This window comes from Acidithiobacillus sp. HP-2, from assembly GCF_015100155.1.
Taxonomy (GTDB): domain Bacteria; phylum Pseudomonadota; class Gammaproteobacteria; order Acidithiobacillales; family Acidithiobacillaceae; genus Acidithiobacillus.
This window is the reverse complement of sequence record NZ_JACKZA010000033.1, coordinates 1-13,851: the sequence shown is the minus strand read 5'-3', so window position 1 is coordinate 13,851 and position 13,851 is coordinate 1. Positions and strand designations below refer to the sequence as shown.

General features: G+C 51.9%; 19 protein-coding genes and 2 pseudogenes. 12 read left to right on the top strand and 9 right to left on the bottom strand.

The window, feature by feature from the left end:
- A pseudogene (locus H7F11_RS16115) lies at positions 1 to 539 on the bottom strand (ISL3-like element ISAtc1 family transposase); the annotation flags it as partial.
- Between the two features lie 274 nt (positions 540 to 813).
- Between H7F11_RS16115 and H7F11_RS16110 the strand changes: the two are divergent.
- On the top strand, positions 814 to 1,149 hold the full coding sequence (locus H7F11_RS16110) for a hypothetical protein (protein ID WP_193651830.1): 336 nt from the start codon (positions 814 to 816) through the stop codon (positions 1,147 to 1,149).
- 77 nt (positions 1,150 to 1,226) lie between these two features.
- On the opposite strand, the pseudogene H7F11_RS16105 reads toward H7F11_RS16110, so the two are convergent.
- Positions 1,227 to 1,526: pseudogene (locus H7F11_RS16105) on the bottom strand (PIN domain nuclease); the annotation flags it as partial.
- A 266-nt stretch (positions 1,527 to 1,792) separates the two neighbouring features.
- On the opposite strand from H7F11_RS16105, the gene H7F11_RS16100 reads away from it, so the two are divergent.
- Complete coding sequence (locus tag H7F11_RS16100; protein ID WP_227485588.1) at positions 1,793 to 2,212, top strand: type II toxin-antitoxin system HicB family antitoxin; 420 nt, start codon at positions 1,793 to 1,795, stop codon at positions 2,210 to 2,212.
- 52 nt (positions 2,213 to 2,264) lie between these two features.
- Positions 2,265 to 2,927, top strand: coding sequence for an ABC transporter ATP-binding protein (locus H7F11_RS16095; RefSeq protein WP_319803385.1), 663 nt, complete (start codon positions 2,265 to 2,267; stop codon positions 2,925 to 2,927).
- 69 nt (positions 2,928 to 2,996) lie between these two features.
- On the opposite strand, the gene H7F11_RS16090 is transcribed toward H7F11_RS16095, so the two are convergent.
- The 4 genes from H7F11_RS16090 to H7F11_RS16075 form a co-directional block, all read right to left on the bottom strand.
- The gene (locus H7F11_RS16090; protein ID WP_227485587.1) at positions 2,997 to 3,206 is read right to left on the bottom strand and encodes a type II toxin-antitoxin system VapC family toxin; all 210 of its coding nucleotides are present in this window, start codon (positions 3,204 to 3,206) and stop codon (positions 2,997 to 2,999) included.
- The gene (locus H7F11_RS16085) at positions 3,206 to 3,463 is read right to left on the bottom strand and encodes a type II toxin-antitoxin system Phd/YefM family antitoxin (protein ID WP_193651831.1); all 258 of its coding nucleotides are present in this window, start codon (positions 3,461 to 3,463) and stop codon (positions 3,206 to 3,208) included. Before H7F11_RS16085 ends, H7F11_RS16090 begins: the two co-directional genes overlap by 1 nt.
- Positions 3,464 to 3,859: 396 nt before the next feature.
- Entirely contained in the window at positions 3,860 to 4,090 is a 231-nt protein-coding gene (locus H7F11_RS16080; protein WP_193651832.1) for a type II toxin-antitoxin system Phd/YefM family antitoxin, read from the bottom strand.
- A gap of 81 nt (positions 4,091 to 4,171) precedes the next feature.
- A complete protein-coding gene (locus H7F11_RS16075) occupies positions 4,172 to 4,312 on the bottom strand; it encodes a hypothetical protein (RefSeq protein ID WP_319803400.1) in 141 nt (46 codons plus the stop codon).
- Positions 4,313 to 4,373: 61 nt separating this feature from the next.
- On the opposite strand from H7F11_RS16075, the gene H7F11_RS16070 reads away from it, so the two are divergent.
- The 3 genes from H7F11_RS16070 (at position 4,374) to H7F11_RS16060 (ending at position 5,592) form a co-directional block, all read left to right on the top strand.
- The gene (locus H7F11_RS16070) at positions 4,374 to 4,646 is read left to right on the top strand and encodes a type II toxin-antitoxin system Phd/YefM family antitoxin (RefSeq protein ID WP_193651834.1); all 273 of its coding nucleotides are present in this window, start codon (positions 4,374 to 4,376) and stop codon (positions 4,644 to 4,646) included.
- Entirely contained in the window at positions 4,646 to 5,059 is a 414-nt protein-coding gene (locus H7F11_RS16065) for a putative toxin-antitoxin system toxin component, PIN family (protein ID WP_193651835.1), read from the top strand. Before H7F11_RS16070 ends, H7F11_RS16065 begins: the two co-directional genes overlap by 1 nt.
- A 260-nt stretch (positions 5,060 to 5,319) precedes the next feature.
- Positions 5,320 to 5,592: a type II toxin-antitoxin system Phd/YefM family antitoxin gene (locus H7F11_RS16060; protein WP_193651836.1), complete on the top strand. Its 273-nt coding sequence runs from the start codon at positions 5,320 to 5,322 to the stop codon at positions 5,590 to 5,592.
- 57 nt (positions 5,593 to 5,649) lie between these two features.
- Here the strand turns inward: H7F11_RS16060 and H7F11_RS16055 are convergent, their stop codons facing one another.
- Together H7F11_RS16055 and H7F11_RS16050 are read right to left on the bottom strand one after the other, a co-directional pair.
- On the bottom strand, positions 5,650 to 6,069 hold the full coding sequence (locus tag H7F11_RS16055; protein WP_193651837.1) for a putative toxin-antitoxin system toxin component, PIN family: 420 nt from the start codon (positions 6,067 to 6,069) through the stop codon (positions 5,650 to 5,652).
- Positions 6,069 to 6,308 (bottom strand): ribbon-helix-helix domain-containing protein, encoded by a 240-nt coding sequence (locus H7F11_RS16050; RefSeq protein ID WP_193651838.1) that lies wholly within the window; start codon positions 6,306 to 6,308, stop codon positions 6,069 to 6,071. Before H7F11_RS16050 ends, H7F11_RS16055 begins: the two co-directional genes overlap by 1 nt.
- A 402-nt stretch (positions 6,309 to 6,710) precedes the next feature.
- Here H7F11_RS16050 and H7F11_RS16045 point away from each other — a divergent pair, with 402 nt between their 5' ends.
- From H7F11_RS16045 to H7F11_RS16020, 6 genes are all read left to right on the top strand, one after another.
- Positions 6,711 to 6,908 carry a type II toxin-antitoxin system VapB family antitoxin gene (locus H7F11_RS16045; protein WP_193651839.1) on the top strand — a complete coding sequence of 66 codons (198 nt, stop codon included), beginning with the start codon at positions 6,711 to 6,713 and terminating at the stop codon, positions 6,906 to 6,908.
- Positions 6,909 to 7,367: 459 nt separating this feature from the next.
- Positions 7,368 to 7,631 (top strand): hypothetical protein, encoded by a 264-nt coding sequence (locus H7F11_RS16040; protein ID WP_193651847.1) that lies wholly within the window; start codon positions 7,368 to 7,370, stop codon positions 7,629 to 7,631.
- A gap of 277 nt (positions 7,632 to 7,908) precedes the next feature.
- Positions 7,909 to 10,602 carry an endo alpha-1,4 polygalactosaminidase gene (locus H7F11_RS16035; protein ID WP_227485586.1) on the top strand — a complete coding sequence of 898 codons (2,694 nt, stop codon included), beginning with the start codon at positions 7,909 to 7,911 and terminating at the stop codon, positions 10,600 to 10,602.
- Entirely contained in the window at positions 10,568 to 11,428 is an 861-nt protein-coding gene (locus H7F11_RS16030; RefSeq protein WP_193651841.1) for a hypothetical protein, read from the top strand. The genes H7F11_RS16035 and H7F11_RS16030 overlap by 35 nt, the downstream gene beginning before the upstream one ends.
- Positions 11,425 to 13,086 (top strand): tetratricopeptide repeat protein, encoded by a 1,662-nt coding sequence (locus H7F11_RS16025; RefSeq protein WP_193651842.1) that lies wholly within the window; start codon positions 11,425 to 11,427, stop codon positions 13,084 to 13,086. The genes H7F11_RS16030 and H7F11_RS16025 overlap by 4 nt, the downstream gene beginning before the upstream one ends.
- Entirely contained in the window at positions 13,079 to 13,501 is a 423-nt protein-coding gene (locus H7F11_RS16020) for a hypothetical protein (protein ID WP_193651843.1), read from the top strand. Before H7F11_RS16025 ends, H7F11_RS16020 begins: the two co-directional genes overlap by 8 nt.
- 1 nt (position 13,502) lies before the next feature.
- On the opposite strand, the gene H7F11_RS16015 is transcribed toward H7F11_RS16020, so the two are convergent.
- Positions 13,503 to 13,851: ISAzo13-like element transposase-related protein (locus tag H7F11_RS16015; protein WP_413773187.1), on the bottom strand; the 349-nt coding region annotated here is incomplete at its 5' end.

The window sequence follows — 13,851 nt, the reverse complement described above, 5'->3', positions numbered from 1 at the left end:
CGTGGGCTCGGAGATGTGTATAAGAGACAGATGTAGTCATGTCCATGCCGACTGCTGGTTTCATCGACGCCGACGGCATGGACATTGGCCATATCCACCGCAGCACGAGCTTCGGGCACATAATGGTCAATCACTCGCCACAGGAGCTTGTCGGTCTCACCGACCATGCGAGCTGCCGTCAATACCGGCATCTCCCGCACCAGGGTCATGATCAGCGCTTCAAAGAGCAGGGTGAAACGCGAGCCTTCCCGCGCCCAGGGAACAGATATCTGATGCACTCCATGCTCCTGGCACTTCACACGAGGTACACGGGCATGGAGATAGGCTTCATGCTGGAAGAAATCCATGTGCCGCCAGGTATGGTCACGGGTATCATGTACCGGACACTCCTCACCACAGACGGAGCAAGCAAAGCGACTACCTTTGGGAAAGTTGATGTGCAGATCCAGGCGTTTCTCCTCCACCGTGAAAGTCACATGATCCACCAACCACGGCGGAACCAATCCTAACGCGAGAGAAAACAGCTCTTCAGGGACCATCAGCTAACTCCTATTCAGGGCACGACCGCTCCACAGCATTCTACCCCCTACCCACTCAATCTGACGAAGAGCCGCATACGCACCGTATTCCTTGTTACCTAAAGGGTAACGTTAACGTTTTAAATGGTAGACTTTATTGCAACAATATAAAACGAAGATCTTTATTATCTTGTTGTTTATCTTGCGGGGATGTCAAGATATTTGTATGGCATGTTAATTGCCCTTTCTTCTCGGGGCTTTATTTTTTGTACAACCGCTAAATAGGAGTTGAATTATGAGTGATCTGCTCGGTGGTCTGTTGGGTGGCGTAGAAGCTGATTTGGGTACTGTCCTGAATAATTTGGCCAGTGGAGCTTTGACTCAGTCTGCTTTGGACGATGTGGTTTCTACCGTTGGAGCCGTCACGAGTGATGTCGGTACGTTATTAGGCGGCCTTGGTCTGGGTTCAATTGTCGATTCAGCTACCGGTTCTGCGGCTTCTACTACATCCAGCTCTTCCTCCCTGTTGGGTGGTTTGCTGGGCGGCAATGGTCTTTTGGGCGGATTGCTGGGAAGTAATGGATTGTTGGGCGGCCTGCTGGGTGGTGGTGGATTGTTGGGCGATCTCTGATCACAACTGTATGTTTTTAAATGGTAAAGGCCACTGCATTCCGGGTGGCCTTTATTGGTTGTTGGTCCCCGAAACTGTCAAAGCGCTTCGTCGCAGAATGTGATCGGTGTGACAATGCGCGTGCGGCCGATGCTGCCGCGTTGCAGCAGACCAGCGCGACGGTCACCAGTCACGAGGTAATCAGCATCACCAGCCAGAGACATTGCTAACAAAAAGGTATCATTCGGATCGTCGGCCTCGATACTGTTCGGTAGCGGCGGCAGCGTGTTGAGCAGAATGGCCTTGATCTTCGGGTAACGGCTCACCCGGCGCATTTCATCGAGCTGCGCCGCTCCTGTCACCAGTTCAAAACGTGCCGTAAGCCAAGCGTGATAGAGTGTGATTTTTTGTCATCAAAGCGCCTTTCTTGATGCGACTATTTTGACAAAAACAACACTTCTGTTAAGCTTTGCCTATGAACTCAAAGCAGATGAAAAAGTGGTTAGAGCAGCAGGGCGCGATATTTCTGCCCGGTAAAGGCTCTCATCTTAAAGTTTTTTGAATGGCAGACAGTCTACCTTACCCATGCACGGAACAGCCGAGTTGGGTAAAGGGCTGGAAGCCACGATCAAACGGCAGCCTGGTTTGTCGAAGTGAGGTGAAAATGATGTTCGATTACCCCGTAACCTTGACCCCTGATGACAGTTCGGTGTTGGTCACCTTTGCTGATGTACCCGAAGCGATTACCTTCGGTGCCGATGAGGAGGAAGCCCTGCTGAATGCCATTGATGCGTTGGAAACCGGCTTGTCGTTCTATTTGGATGCCCGCAAATCACTACCAGTCGCCAGTCTACCGGCAAACGGACAAAAAACGGTCCGGCCATCGGCATTGGAATGTGCCAAGCTGGGTGTTTATCAGGCGATGACCGATCAAGGCATCAGGAAGGCCGAACTCGCCCGCCGCCTGGGGTGGCACATGCCGCAAGTGGATCGCCTGTTTGACCTACGGCACGCTTCAAGGCTTGATCAGATCGAGGCGGCTGCGAATGTACTCGGCAAACACGTTTATGTTCAGGTTGGCTGACAATGGTGGCCATTATGTTCAGTTCATGGGGGATGATAATGAGTAATTATCCGTGAATAAACACAGCTTGATTCTTTCTGGTATCAGCAAATCCTTTCCCATTCACCACGGCCGGGATATGCGACTGATTCTGGACGATATATCTCTGGAGATTCGTCCTGGAGAGCGCTGGGGGATTATGGGCTCCAATGGAGCGGGTAAATCGACCCTCATCCAGATTATCAGCGGTTCACTACGGGCAGATGCTGGAACCGTGCATCGTGGTATGGCGGTCTCCTGGCCCTTGGCCTTTGGTGGCGCATTTCAGCCCGGTTTGACGGGGCGCGATAATGCCCGACTCATCGCCCGTGTGTATGGCGTGGATGTGAAAGAAACTGTGGAGAAAGTACAAGATTTCGCGGAGCTGGGCATTTATCTGGATGAGCCGGTCAAAAGCTATTCTTCAGGCATGAGTTCCCGCTTGAGTTTTGCTATCAGTATGGCGGTGGATTTTGACTGCTATCTGGTGGATGAGGTGATTTCGGTAGGCGATGCGCGGTTCAATCGCCGCTGTGAGGATGAGTTGAAACGTCGGTCAAATAACGCGCTTATCCTGGTATCCCATCATGTCGATCTGATCCGCAGTAACTGCGATCATGTCGCCATCCTCGAAAATGGCCGTTTACGGGTGATCGACGACCTTGATGAAGCGGTCAATTACTATACGAATATGTGATATATCGGGGAGTGGCATTATCGGTCCCCGAAACTGGAGTTGTTGGGTCAGAAAGGCGCGGCTGGTGTTTCACAACGATACCACTTGCAGACCGAAAGCCTCGGCGGCGCGACATTGGCGGGCGTCGGCCGAGATGAACACTTCGGCGGTGCAGGCGAGGGCGGCGCCCAGGTGGATGGCGTCCATGCCGCGCAGCGCGTGGTTTTCCAGAGCCTTTACGGCGTGCTGGATGACCTGAGGCGTGGTATCGCAGATCAGCGCATCGGCGATGTCGAGCATCAGGGCGCGCTTGATGATCTGGTATTGCGCGCGCCGCAGTCTCCGCGTTCTTCGAGAATGAGGCGGCTGATCTCCTTGCCGCCGATGGCCAGCGGGCGTGCCGGACGCTGTTTCCAGGAAGGCAGTTGCGCCGGGATCGGGTGAATATCGGCAATAGGCTTACCATTGCGCAACACACGTACTGTTTGCCCGGCCTCGACCAGATCGAACCAGATCTTGGCGTGGTTGCGTAAATTGGTGAAAGTGGTTTCTGACATGAAAAAGCTCCCGTCAGGCGATGTACATCAAAATGTACATTACAGAGTGTCTGGCAACAACACGTCGGCGCTTTGCGGGCTCTGATCAAGGCATCAAAAAGGCCGAACTCGCCCGCCGCTTGGACAAGGCTCGGCTTGAAGTTTTTTAATCGCTGGCCTACAGTGACCACTGGTGACTACTATTATGTCAAGAGGGCATTGCGCTTTTAGACAGCAAAGGTGCCACAGCGAAAGCGGCTGATCGATCAGGACGTTTTATTATTCAAACCCGAACAGGGTCAGAGTATTAGCCTGGTTACCTAACCTTATGAGTGTATGCGAGTTTTTACCTTTTCTGCGACCTTGTCTGTTTTGTTTATTGCGGGTGCCGGGTCAAACGTGCGCTGCAACGATTTGTTAGCTGCGGGCTTCACGCTCGCGCCCTTCTCGAACAGCGCTGACAATTTCGTCTCGGCCGAGATTCAACTTCACGCCCTTGACGTCCAGAGGAGACAGAGATTTCTGAACCGGGCGGATGAGGAATGCGCGACCATCTCGACGTGTGATTTTCACCGCCCCTTCAAGTTGGGCTGAATCGAGTACGGTCGAGAACTTTTGACGAGCTTCAGAGAATGTGTAGACCTTCATGAGCTAGACCTCCAGGATTTTGATACTCATTGTGATGAGCATGTCTTGCAGTCTATGCACCTGTACAATTGCACCATTGTATCAGGTCTTGCTCCAAGCAGCTAACATTTCCTTGAGCAAGGTCATCATGGAGCCCTGCAACCGGATCTGTTGGGTCAGAAAGGCTTTTTTGCCGCTGAGTTGCCGCTGGTGAATGCGCATCCAGGTTTCCAGTTGGGCAATGATAGACAGGATGTGACGTTTTAACCATAATGATCATATTGATCGCGATGGGAGAACATGGATGATTACTGAGACCAGCGCTGTGCATTTCAGGCAGAATCTTGGTGAAATGCTTAACCAGGTTCAATACCGTAACGACAGCATCGTTATCAACAAAGATGGCAAGCCAGTTGCAGCCTTGGTGGATGCGGAGCTGTTTGCTCGCATCCGACGCATGCGTGAGCGTTTTGAGACACTGAGTAGCCGGATAGCTTCCTGCTATTCTGAGGTGCCCGTTGAGCAAGGCATGGCAGAAATTGAAGCTGCGGTGAGTGCCGAACGCGTCAAGCGCTAATGTCCAGGCTTCGTGTGGTCCTGGATACCAATGTACTGGTGTCGGGTATAGCTTATCCTGCCAGCGTACCGGGGAGTATCGTCTTGACCTGGCGTCAGGGTGGGCTGGATGCCGTGCTTTCTCACTACATTCTGGACGAAATGGTACGCGTTTTGCCCCGTTTGACACGGTTGAGGATGAGCAGTCAGGAAATTCGGGATTTAGCCGATTGCCTCATGTTTATGGCCGATATCGTTGAACCCTTGGAATCTCGCGATCCTCAATTGCGAGACGAGAAGGATCAACCGGTACTACAGACATTTTTGGCCAGCACAGCAGACTATTTGATCACCGGCGACAAGGATCTGCTGGCTCTGGGAGATCAGTATCGTATTATAACGCCAGCCCAGTTCTGGTCAGCTCATGGGGGATGATGATGCGTAATTATCCGTGTATGAAAGTGGTGACGGTGTGCCCCAGCGTGTGGTAGGTACAAGGCTAAACGTAGTCATGAGTCCCTATTCTAGCAGCCTGTCGGATTATTCACGTAACCCACTGATTCTATTGCACCTGCCATTTTCTGGAAATTTTTTAAACGCATATTAATCAATGTGTTACGCTACTTCAAAACCGAAAGTCCGACAGGCTGCTAGCTATAAAGGCTAAGTTTGCTTTTTAAATTTGGAGCGCAACCATGATTGAGGTGACCTCAGTTGAAGCACAGAACAAATTTGGACAGTTGCTGGATACGGTACAAAGGGAGCCGGTAATTATCACCCGGCATGGACGGGCTACAGCCTACATGGTGTCGCCCCAAGATATGCAGGAGCTTCAGGATTTACAGGCTGCTCGACGCAAACGCAGAGAAGCGGTTGCCGAATTCGATGCGCATTTCGCCAGCGCTGACACCCGTCTGACACCGGCTGCAAGGGAACTGAAGGATGAGGATGTGCTGCGACAGGCTTAGCTGCCAGCGATACCACTGGCAGACCGAATGCCTCGGCGGCACGACATTGGCTTGAAGTTAAAGTGCCTCGGCGCAGAAGGTGACTGGTGTGACGATGCGCGTGCGGCCGATGTTACCGCGCCGGAGCAGACCGGCGCGATGGTCACCAGTCACGAGGTAATCAGCATTACCAGCCAGAGACATTGCTAACAAAAAGGTATCATCCGGATCGTCGGCCTCGATATCTTTCGGTAGCGGCGGCAGCGTGTTGAGCACAATGGCGCGCTGAATGTTGTTTATCATGGTGCCAATGCGATGTGCAGGCAGGATGGTCTTGATCTTCGGGTAACGGCTCACCCGGCGCAGTTCATCGAGCTGCGCTGCACCTGTCACCAGTTCAAAACGTGCCGCAAGCCAAGCGCGATAAATGATGTCTGGAGGGCTGTGCGACGAGATCAGTGCGGCCAGCAGCACGTTAGTGTCGAGGACGACCCGCATCAGTGTTTACGCGCCCACTGTACCGCCTCGTCGATAAGGGCATTCAGTTCTGTCTCGTCCATACTCGCCGTGGCAGCTTTGGCTTGCTCGACAGCCCGCTCAAAAAGATAGGCGCGGACTGCCTCCTCAATGAAACGCGATAGGTCGCCCTTGCGACCGCCGCCCTGCGCGGCAATAAACATACGCACGGACTGATCTATTTCCGGCGATACGGCGATATTCCAGCGTACGGTATTCATAAAGCCCTCCCAAAAGTGTTTATGTACATAAGTGTTTATACGCTCAGGTCGGCGTGTCTGCAATGCAATCAAAACCGCCTGGGCTTGTGCACTATCTCAAAACTTTTCCGGGTGATCCGCCCATATTATTCAAACCCGAGCAGTGCCAGAGTATTAGCCTGGCTACCTAAGCCTTATGAGTGTATGCGAGTTTTTTGCCTTTTCTGCGACCTTGTCTGTTTTGGTTATTGCGGGTGCCGGTCAAACGTCCGCTGCAACGATTTGTTAGCTGCGGGCTTCACGCTCGCGCCTTTCTGTGGCGTGGAAGCGTTGCGCCTGAATGGCCAAGCTGGATTCGACGATGACAAAGTAGCAACCTGTGTTTAAAATGGCATCAAATGATGCTGTAATGAGGTTTCTCAAATGCGAACGACCGTTAATCTGGATGATGACCTCCTTGTACAGGCCAAAAATCTTTCTGGTGTGGAAGAACGGGGCGCGTTGCTGAAAGAAGCTTTGCGTGCCTTGATTGAGCGCGAAAGTGCCCGACGCCTGGCGCGACTGGGTGGAACGGAATCGCAATTACAGGATATTCCGCGTAGACGAGAGCCAGCCGCTTGATTCTGGTGGATACTTCAGTCTGGATTGACTTTTTTCGCGCTGGAGACCGGGAGCTCGCTGTATTGTTAGACCGGGGCGCGGTGCAGGTTCATGATTTTGTGATCGGTGAAATTGCCTGCGGAAATCTCAAAAACCGGTAACAGACCCTCTATCTCTTATCTTGCTTGCCCCGATCCACAAACAGCTCGGCTGAGGAGACGCTTTTTTTCATTGAGCGGCATAATTTAATGGGGCGCGGAATTGGGTATGTAGATGCCAGTATTTTGGCCTCTGCCGCGCTCACTCAAAGCGATTTATGGTCCCGCGATAAACGCCTCATGCAAATAGCTGGTGAGCTGGGTTGTGCTTATGTTTCTGGTTTATCTGCATAAACAGGATTCGTGCCACAGTGGCAGGCAAAGTAATTCATTGAGGGCATTTATATATTATCGCTTGCGGGCGTACAGTTTTTGCTTGTGTATGTACGGCTATTCCACTGGGGCATTTGAGACCCGCTATTTTCGGGACTACGTTTGGATTGTCGGGCACATCGGCTGGGATTATCAGACCGATCTGGAGGGGTTTTTGCCATGGATAGAGCAGGGCAGTTTGTTTTTGCTCCATAGTGCCCGCTACCTCCCCGAAAATCCTGCCCCACTGGCAGGATCTGCTCTGGCGGATCGGGAAGTGAGGGCTACGGCGAAAGCGTCAGCTTGGACATTACCAGTGATATACAGGGTGTGATGTTTTAAGATAAAAGAACCATAACGTGAAACTTCAGACAAATAGCGGTCAAACCTCTCAAACCATACTCGCATCGCCTTAGAATTGTTTCAGAAATGTTACATTCATGACAAAAAATTGGCGGGCTGAATAGCGTCGAACCAGCTTGTTCACACGTTTTTTTATGTTAAACTTATACACAAATATCAAAATATTTAAGGCGATAATTATGCGGTGTAGCAATTATTTTTTATGCCTAAAATGCGGCTTATTGCTGCTATGCGCTTTATTTCTCCCGTTGTCAGCTTTCGCGAGTACCTTACCCGGCGTAGGATTTTACTACGGCTCCGGCCCCGCGCCCGGGGCCTTTCATGATTTCAACTGGGTAGTCGTCAACCCTGGGAGTCAACGCCTGCCTGCTGATTTTAGTAAAAATCAGCGGGTTTTTGCATATGTCAGCATCGGCGAGACCACACCAGGTGATGCCCGCTATCAAAACCTGCCTGACCATTGTGCCATAGGCACCAATCCCAACTGGGGAGGCAAAATTATCAACCTTGCTCATGCCAATTGCCGCAGTTATTTATTAAATCAGGTTATTGATCCTATCTGGCAGCAGGGTTACCACGCTTTTTTTATGGATACGCTGGACTCTTTCAGGCTGGTCGACAAAAGCGCCGCCGCTCAGAAAGAGCAGGAAGCGGGGCTCGTACAACTCATTAAAGCCATCAAAGCAGCGCATCCCGATGTACAACTCATTGCCAATCGTGGCTTTTCGGTGCTTCCCGAAATTCATCAGGATCTCGTTGGTGTTGTTGCGGAATCCTTGTTAAAGCAGTGGAATCAAGGCACAAGAACTTACACATCCGTGCCCGATAGCGACCAAAAGGCCCTGATTGCAGAACTTAGAAAAGCCCAGGGGTATGGGCTTCCCGCCATAGTCATCGACTACATGCCGCCCAAACTCAATCGCCACGGTTGGTGGAAGGATGCCCAAAAAATTCAGTCATTGGGCTTTGTGCCTTATGTCACTGATTCCGGACTGACGGCCGTTGGCGCAGGATTACGCGAACCCATGCCCCGTCATGTACTGATCATGTACAACAGCACCGACCCCGAACAGTACAGTTCTGCCTTTGCCAATGGCGCCATGCCTCTGGAATACCTCGGTTACATACCACGTTTTCAGCGTCTGTCCGGGCCATTGCCTGCTAAACCGCGCGCTGGAGAATATGCCGGTGTCATTCTGTGGAGTGATGGTGAACCGGTTAAGGATGTCGCCGGAATTTCTCACTGGCTCGATGAAGCCAGGGCACAGGGTATTCCTATTTTGTTGATCGGTGATTTTCAGGACGCACTGGATGCCAAAACCTATATGGACCTTGGTATGAACCAGCCGACAAGCCGCGAAGTAGGCTCTCTGAGTATTGCGTTCCAAAATAAAAAAATGAGCTATGAAATGCCGGTCACGGCTAATCCTCGGGACTTTATACAAATAACAGCTCCCTCCGATAGCAAAATCTGGCTGACCTTAAAAAGCACTACGGGTGACAACGAAGATGCGGCGGCAATCACGCCCTGGGGCGGCTATGTGTTATCGCCCTATATACTGACGACGCTTCCCAATAAGGACACCCGCTGGTTGGTAAACCCCTTCCAGCTGTATCGCGATGCGTTTCGTCTCCCGGAAATGCCGGTGCCGGATACCACCACAGAAAGTGGACGACGACTGTTCATGGCCCACGCAGATGGTGATGGTTTTGTAAGCCGCGCGCAATTTCCGCCATACCATATTGCTGGTGAAGTTTACATGCACCGGATTCTGGAAAAGTACAAACTGCCCTTTACCGGCTCTGTCATTGTAGGCGATTTACTGCCGGGGAATCGGGGGTTGTATCCGGCTCTGGCACCCTTGGGCAGCAAAGTTGCCCAGGAAGTTTTCCGGCTGCCCTATGTCGAAATAGGCTCACATATGTGGTCTCATCCTTTCGACTGGCCTGCCATTGAAGCCGGAAAGGATTATCCTGGCATTAACCTGCCGGTTCCTGGCTATAAATTCAGTCCTTATATGGAAGCCGTTGGTGCTGCCAAATGGATTGATAAACATTTAGCCCCACCGGATAAAAAGGTCGTCCTTGACCAGTGGTCCGGTGACTGCGAACCGGATGCCCAGGTAGTGGGTCTGGCTTATAAAGCCGGGTTGATGAATATCAATGGTGGCGAGAGCACCATCAGCAAAAAAGATCCGAGTATTACAGCCGTACCTCCCATCGGCATTTTTCGGGGAAAATGGCTGCAGGTGTTTGCCCCGGATGCCAATGAAGACTATTTCACCAACCAGTGGCATGGACCCTACTGGGGCTTCGAAAACGTCATTCAGACTTTTGAAATGACCAACAAACCACGCCGGCTGAAACCCATAGACATATACACGCACTGGTATTCAGCCACCAGGCTGGCTTCTGTTTCTGCTCTGGACAAGGTTTACCAATGGGTGCTGACGCAATCCATCACGCCAATTTACGTGGCTGATTATGGACATATTGCCAATAACTTTTTCACCATTCATCTGGCTCGCGAAGGCAAAGGTTTCTGGATTGGCGGAGCAGAAGACCTGCGGGAATTACGCATGCCCACCGGCCTGGGAACCCCGGAAATTGCCCATAGCCAGGGAATAGCTGGATATAATCCAAGTCCCAATGGCAATATTTACGTTCATATGGATGGGAGTTCGTCCGTTTATCTTGCGTTAAGCCAAAGCCCGAAACCTTTCCCTTATATCATCAGCGCTAACGCACCCATTGCAGCATTTACCGCTGAAAACAGGGGGTTTACCGCCAAACTGAAGGGCTATGTACCCGTACAGGTACAAATGGGAAATGCGCAAAACTGCCGCGCCAGCATGAACAGGCAGACAACAGCCATTCCTGCCAACGGGCAATTGCAAAGCACTGCGCATGACGTCACTCTGCATGTCTCCTGCTCTCAATAAACCGCAGCTTCCGGCGCAGTACGTACTGCGTCCGGCCAGTATTTTTATTTTTATTGTCGTGGTTTTGGCTGTGATTCTGGCTATTGCCTGGAGTTATGGCTGGAACGGTAAGCTGGACTTCCAAAACTCATCCGCCAATGACAAAGCACGTATCCAGAGTGCAGAGCTTTTGCTGCAAAGCGGCCAGTATCAAGCGGCATCCCAACAATTGAAACCCATTCTTGGTCGTCCCCAGGATCCGGTTTACCGTCAGGCGCAACACATGCAATGGAAAATTGACTGGACCAATGCCATGGCCCAGCCCCCGCATTCTGCAGCCAGGGCAAAGGCCCAAACTGCACTTGCCCTACACCTGGATCAATTACTTAAGGAAGGCCATTGGTCTGCCAAAGATTATGCGCATTTTGCCATTGATGCCCAAATGATCGGGGCTTATGACCAGAGCGCAGAAGCGTGGTTGGCCGTAGCCAGAGAAAATCCGGAAGCCGCCACGCAAGCTATGAATTCGGCGGCAGCTGCGTGGACCGCAAATGGTAAAAGTGTCGAAGCAGGACAACTGCTTCTGCAAATGGCATTGCACAACAGGCAGACTTTCTTGCAAAAAGATTATTTTATCCGTGGCCTGGCCCTGATTCAGGGCGGCGGTGGTGCCAGACTGGCCCTGGTTCAGGGTGAAAAAACCTTGTCAGGACTGCCCCAACTCGCAAAAGAACCCGATATTGTTTTGATCATGGCGCGTCTGGCCTTGTCTGCCGGACAACCCGGACTCGCCGCCCAATGGTTAAAAGCGCAACTTGAAAGTCCAGCACAGAATCATCGTCCATGACCACGTCAAAGCTGCTGCTGGGGATAATTTTGCTGGCTACAGGAATCGCGGCGCAGGCTCAGGATTCTGCACTGGCGACACCATGGTGGAAAGCTCCGGGCAGCCTCGCCGCCGACGATGCAAAGTGGCGAGCGGAATATACTCAACAAAAGGATGTTGCGGACGCTTTTGCCGCCAGTCTGGCGCAAAGCATAAAGACGGGGAAAGGCATGGGATATCTGGACCAGGGGGGTGTTTCTCCTTCCTGGTACAAGCCCCCCCTGCTTGTTCAACCGTTTCCAGGAAGCTTTTCCTCCAGACTCTATGATTTGGCTTATAGTGCCTTCCTGCAAAGCGGTCAGCTAGACGAGGCCTATCGTCTGGCTTATACCGCAGTACTGCAGGTGCCGGAAAACATCCTCTGGCGACAAAGGCTCATTCAGGTCGGCACCTGGCTGGGACAAAGGGAAATGGTTTTGCAGCAATGGCAATGGATGGCGCAGCGCGAGGTGCCGGGGGCTCGTGCTGCAGCGGTCAGGTTGGCGGCTGCACTATCCCGGCCGGATATTGTCATCCAGTTGCTTTCACCATTGGCCAGAGCCGGACAACTCAGTGATGCCGACTGGAAAACCCTGATTTATGCTTACGGGCAGTTGAGTGAACCGGACAAGGCGATAGCTGATATCAACCAGTCGCTGCAACGTACGGGCCCCAATCGGTTCTTGTTGGAGCAGAAAGCCTATCTCAGTTATCAACGGGGCGAAATAGCGCAGAGTCTGGCGGCTCTGCAAGGCGTCGAAAAACATTTCCAGGCTACTCCCGACGTAGCCGTACAGGAAGCCCGCCTGTTCTCCATGCAGGGGAAATATGCGGAAGCTTTTGCTGCCATGGACCGGGTACGCAGCAAAGCCAGTCTGAATAATGTCCCGTTTTGGCATTTACTGGCTGTTCTTGCCTGGGAAATCCATGATCACGAAGCGGCCTTTGATGCCGAGAAAAAACTGTACCTGCTGGGTGCCGCCAGTCAATATGACTTGCAACGCTTGATCATACTGGTCGGCTCGAAAAATCCAGAAGCGGCCCTGGTTGTTGCCCAGCGGGGCTGGAAAAAATATCAATTTCCCTACTTTTATTTTGAGAGCCTGACCTATGCAGGTCAGGCGCATAAATGGAAAACACTGGAGCAACTTTTACAGTCAATTCCTGCCCATGACCCTCAGGGACTACGCTCTTATGCCACTTATTGGCTGGCTATGGGTCAGTGGGCCAATGCCGTGGAAAATTATCCTGCAGCAGAATGGGCGTATACTGAAGCGTTACGTCTGAATCCAGAGGATGAAATCGCCAAAAACAATCTGCTCTGGATGCTGGTCGATTCTGGAAATGTCCACGCATTGCGGGCTTTATTGGCGGGCGACGTCCTGCAGGCACCAGAGAGTCTTCGGAACGTGACACAAAATGCACTGGAGCGCCTGGGACACAACACAACAGCCTTGTTCCTCGCCCGGCAAAATTTGCCATCGTCTCAACCCAACAGCCTTCGGCTCCTCAATGAGGCCTCTCTTTGGGAGTCGGCAGGCAGTCCCGGCATCGCCTGGTCATTACGGCAAAACGTCATCGCTGACAGCCTGTCCAGTCTTCAGAAAAACCACGGGCAAGGGGTTACGCCACATGAATAAACGTCAACTGCCAGCCCATTCAAAAATCGCCCTGACTTCATTCAAATTTCTGATTGCCAGTGGTTCTCTGGTTTTCAGCGTAAAAGTGCTGGCCGACACTCAAATGCTGTCCCGCCCCCCGAAGCAACCCACTGCTCCAAGCAAAATCGCTCCTCAAAAAATCAATAGCCAGGACGACGCCCTCCATACCCTGGCATCAGCACTGGCCGCATCGCCCAAAGAAGGCAATCAGACACAGGCCATTCTTCTGGCTGCGGCTGATCGTGGCGATTATCTGCCCGCCATTTCCTGGAGTCTGGCGCAAAAATATTGGAGTTTGGCGGAGATTCTGGTCGCAAATAATCCCGGGCGTACGCCCCCTTGGGTGCGTCTCAGTCTGGCTTCACATAAAAAAGACCTAAGGAATCATAAATAAACTACATGGACTTTTTGTTTGGTGAGATGACGTAATTCCATTCCCCATGGAAGTTATCGCGATCAATTTGGATGGTAGCGAATTCAGCGTCAGTGACTTTGATACCCTTGGGGTAGGGTGTAGGATCAATGGCGGCGTACACTTTCAAGCCTTTGCTGGTGGTTGTAGCCGCGATCAAATTGACAATGACTTCGTGACTCACCAAAGGTCGCCCCCGCCAATTCATGCTGATATAGGAAAACAGACGGTGCTCGATTTTGTTCCATTTGCTGGTGCCCGGAGGAAAGTGGCACACCCGAATCGGCAGATTGAGTTCATCGGCAAGCCCTTGTAATTCCAGCTTCCAGAGG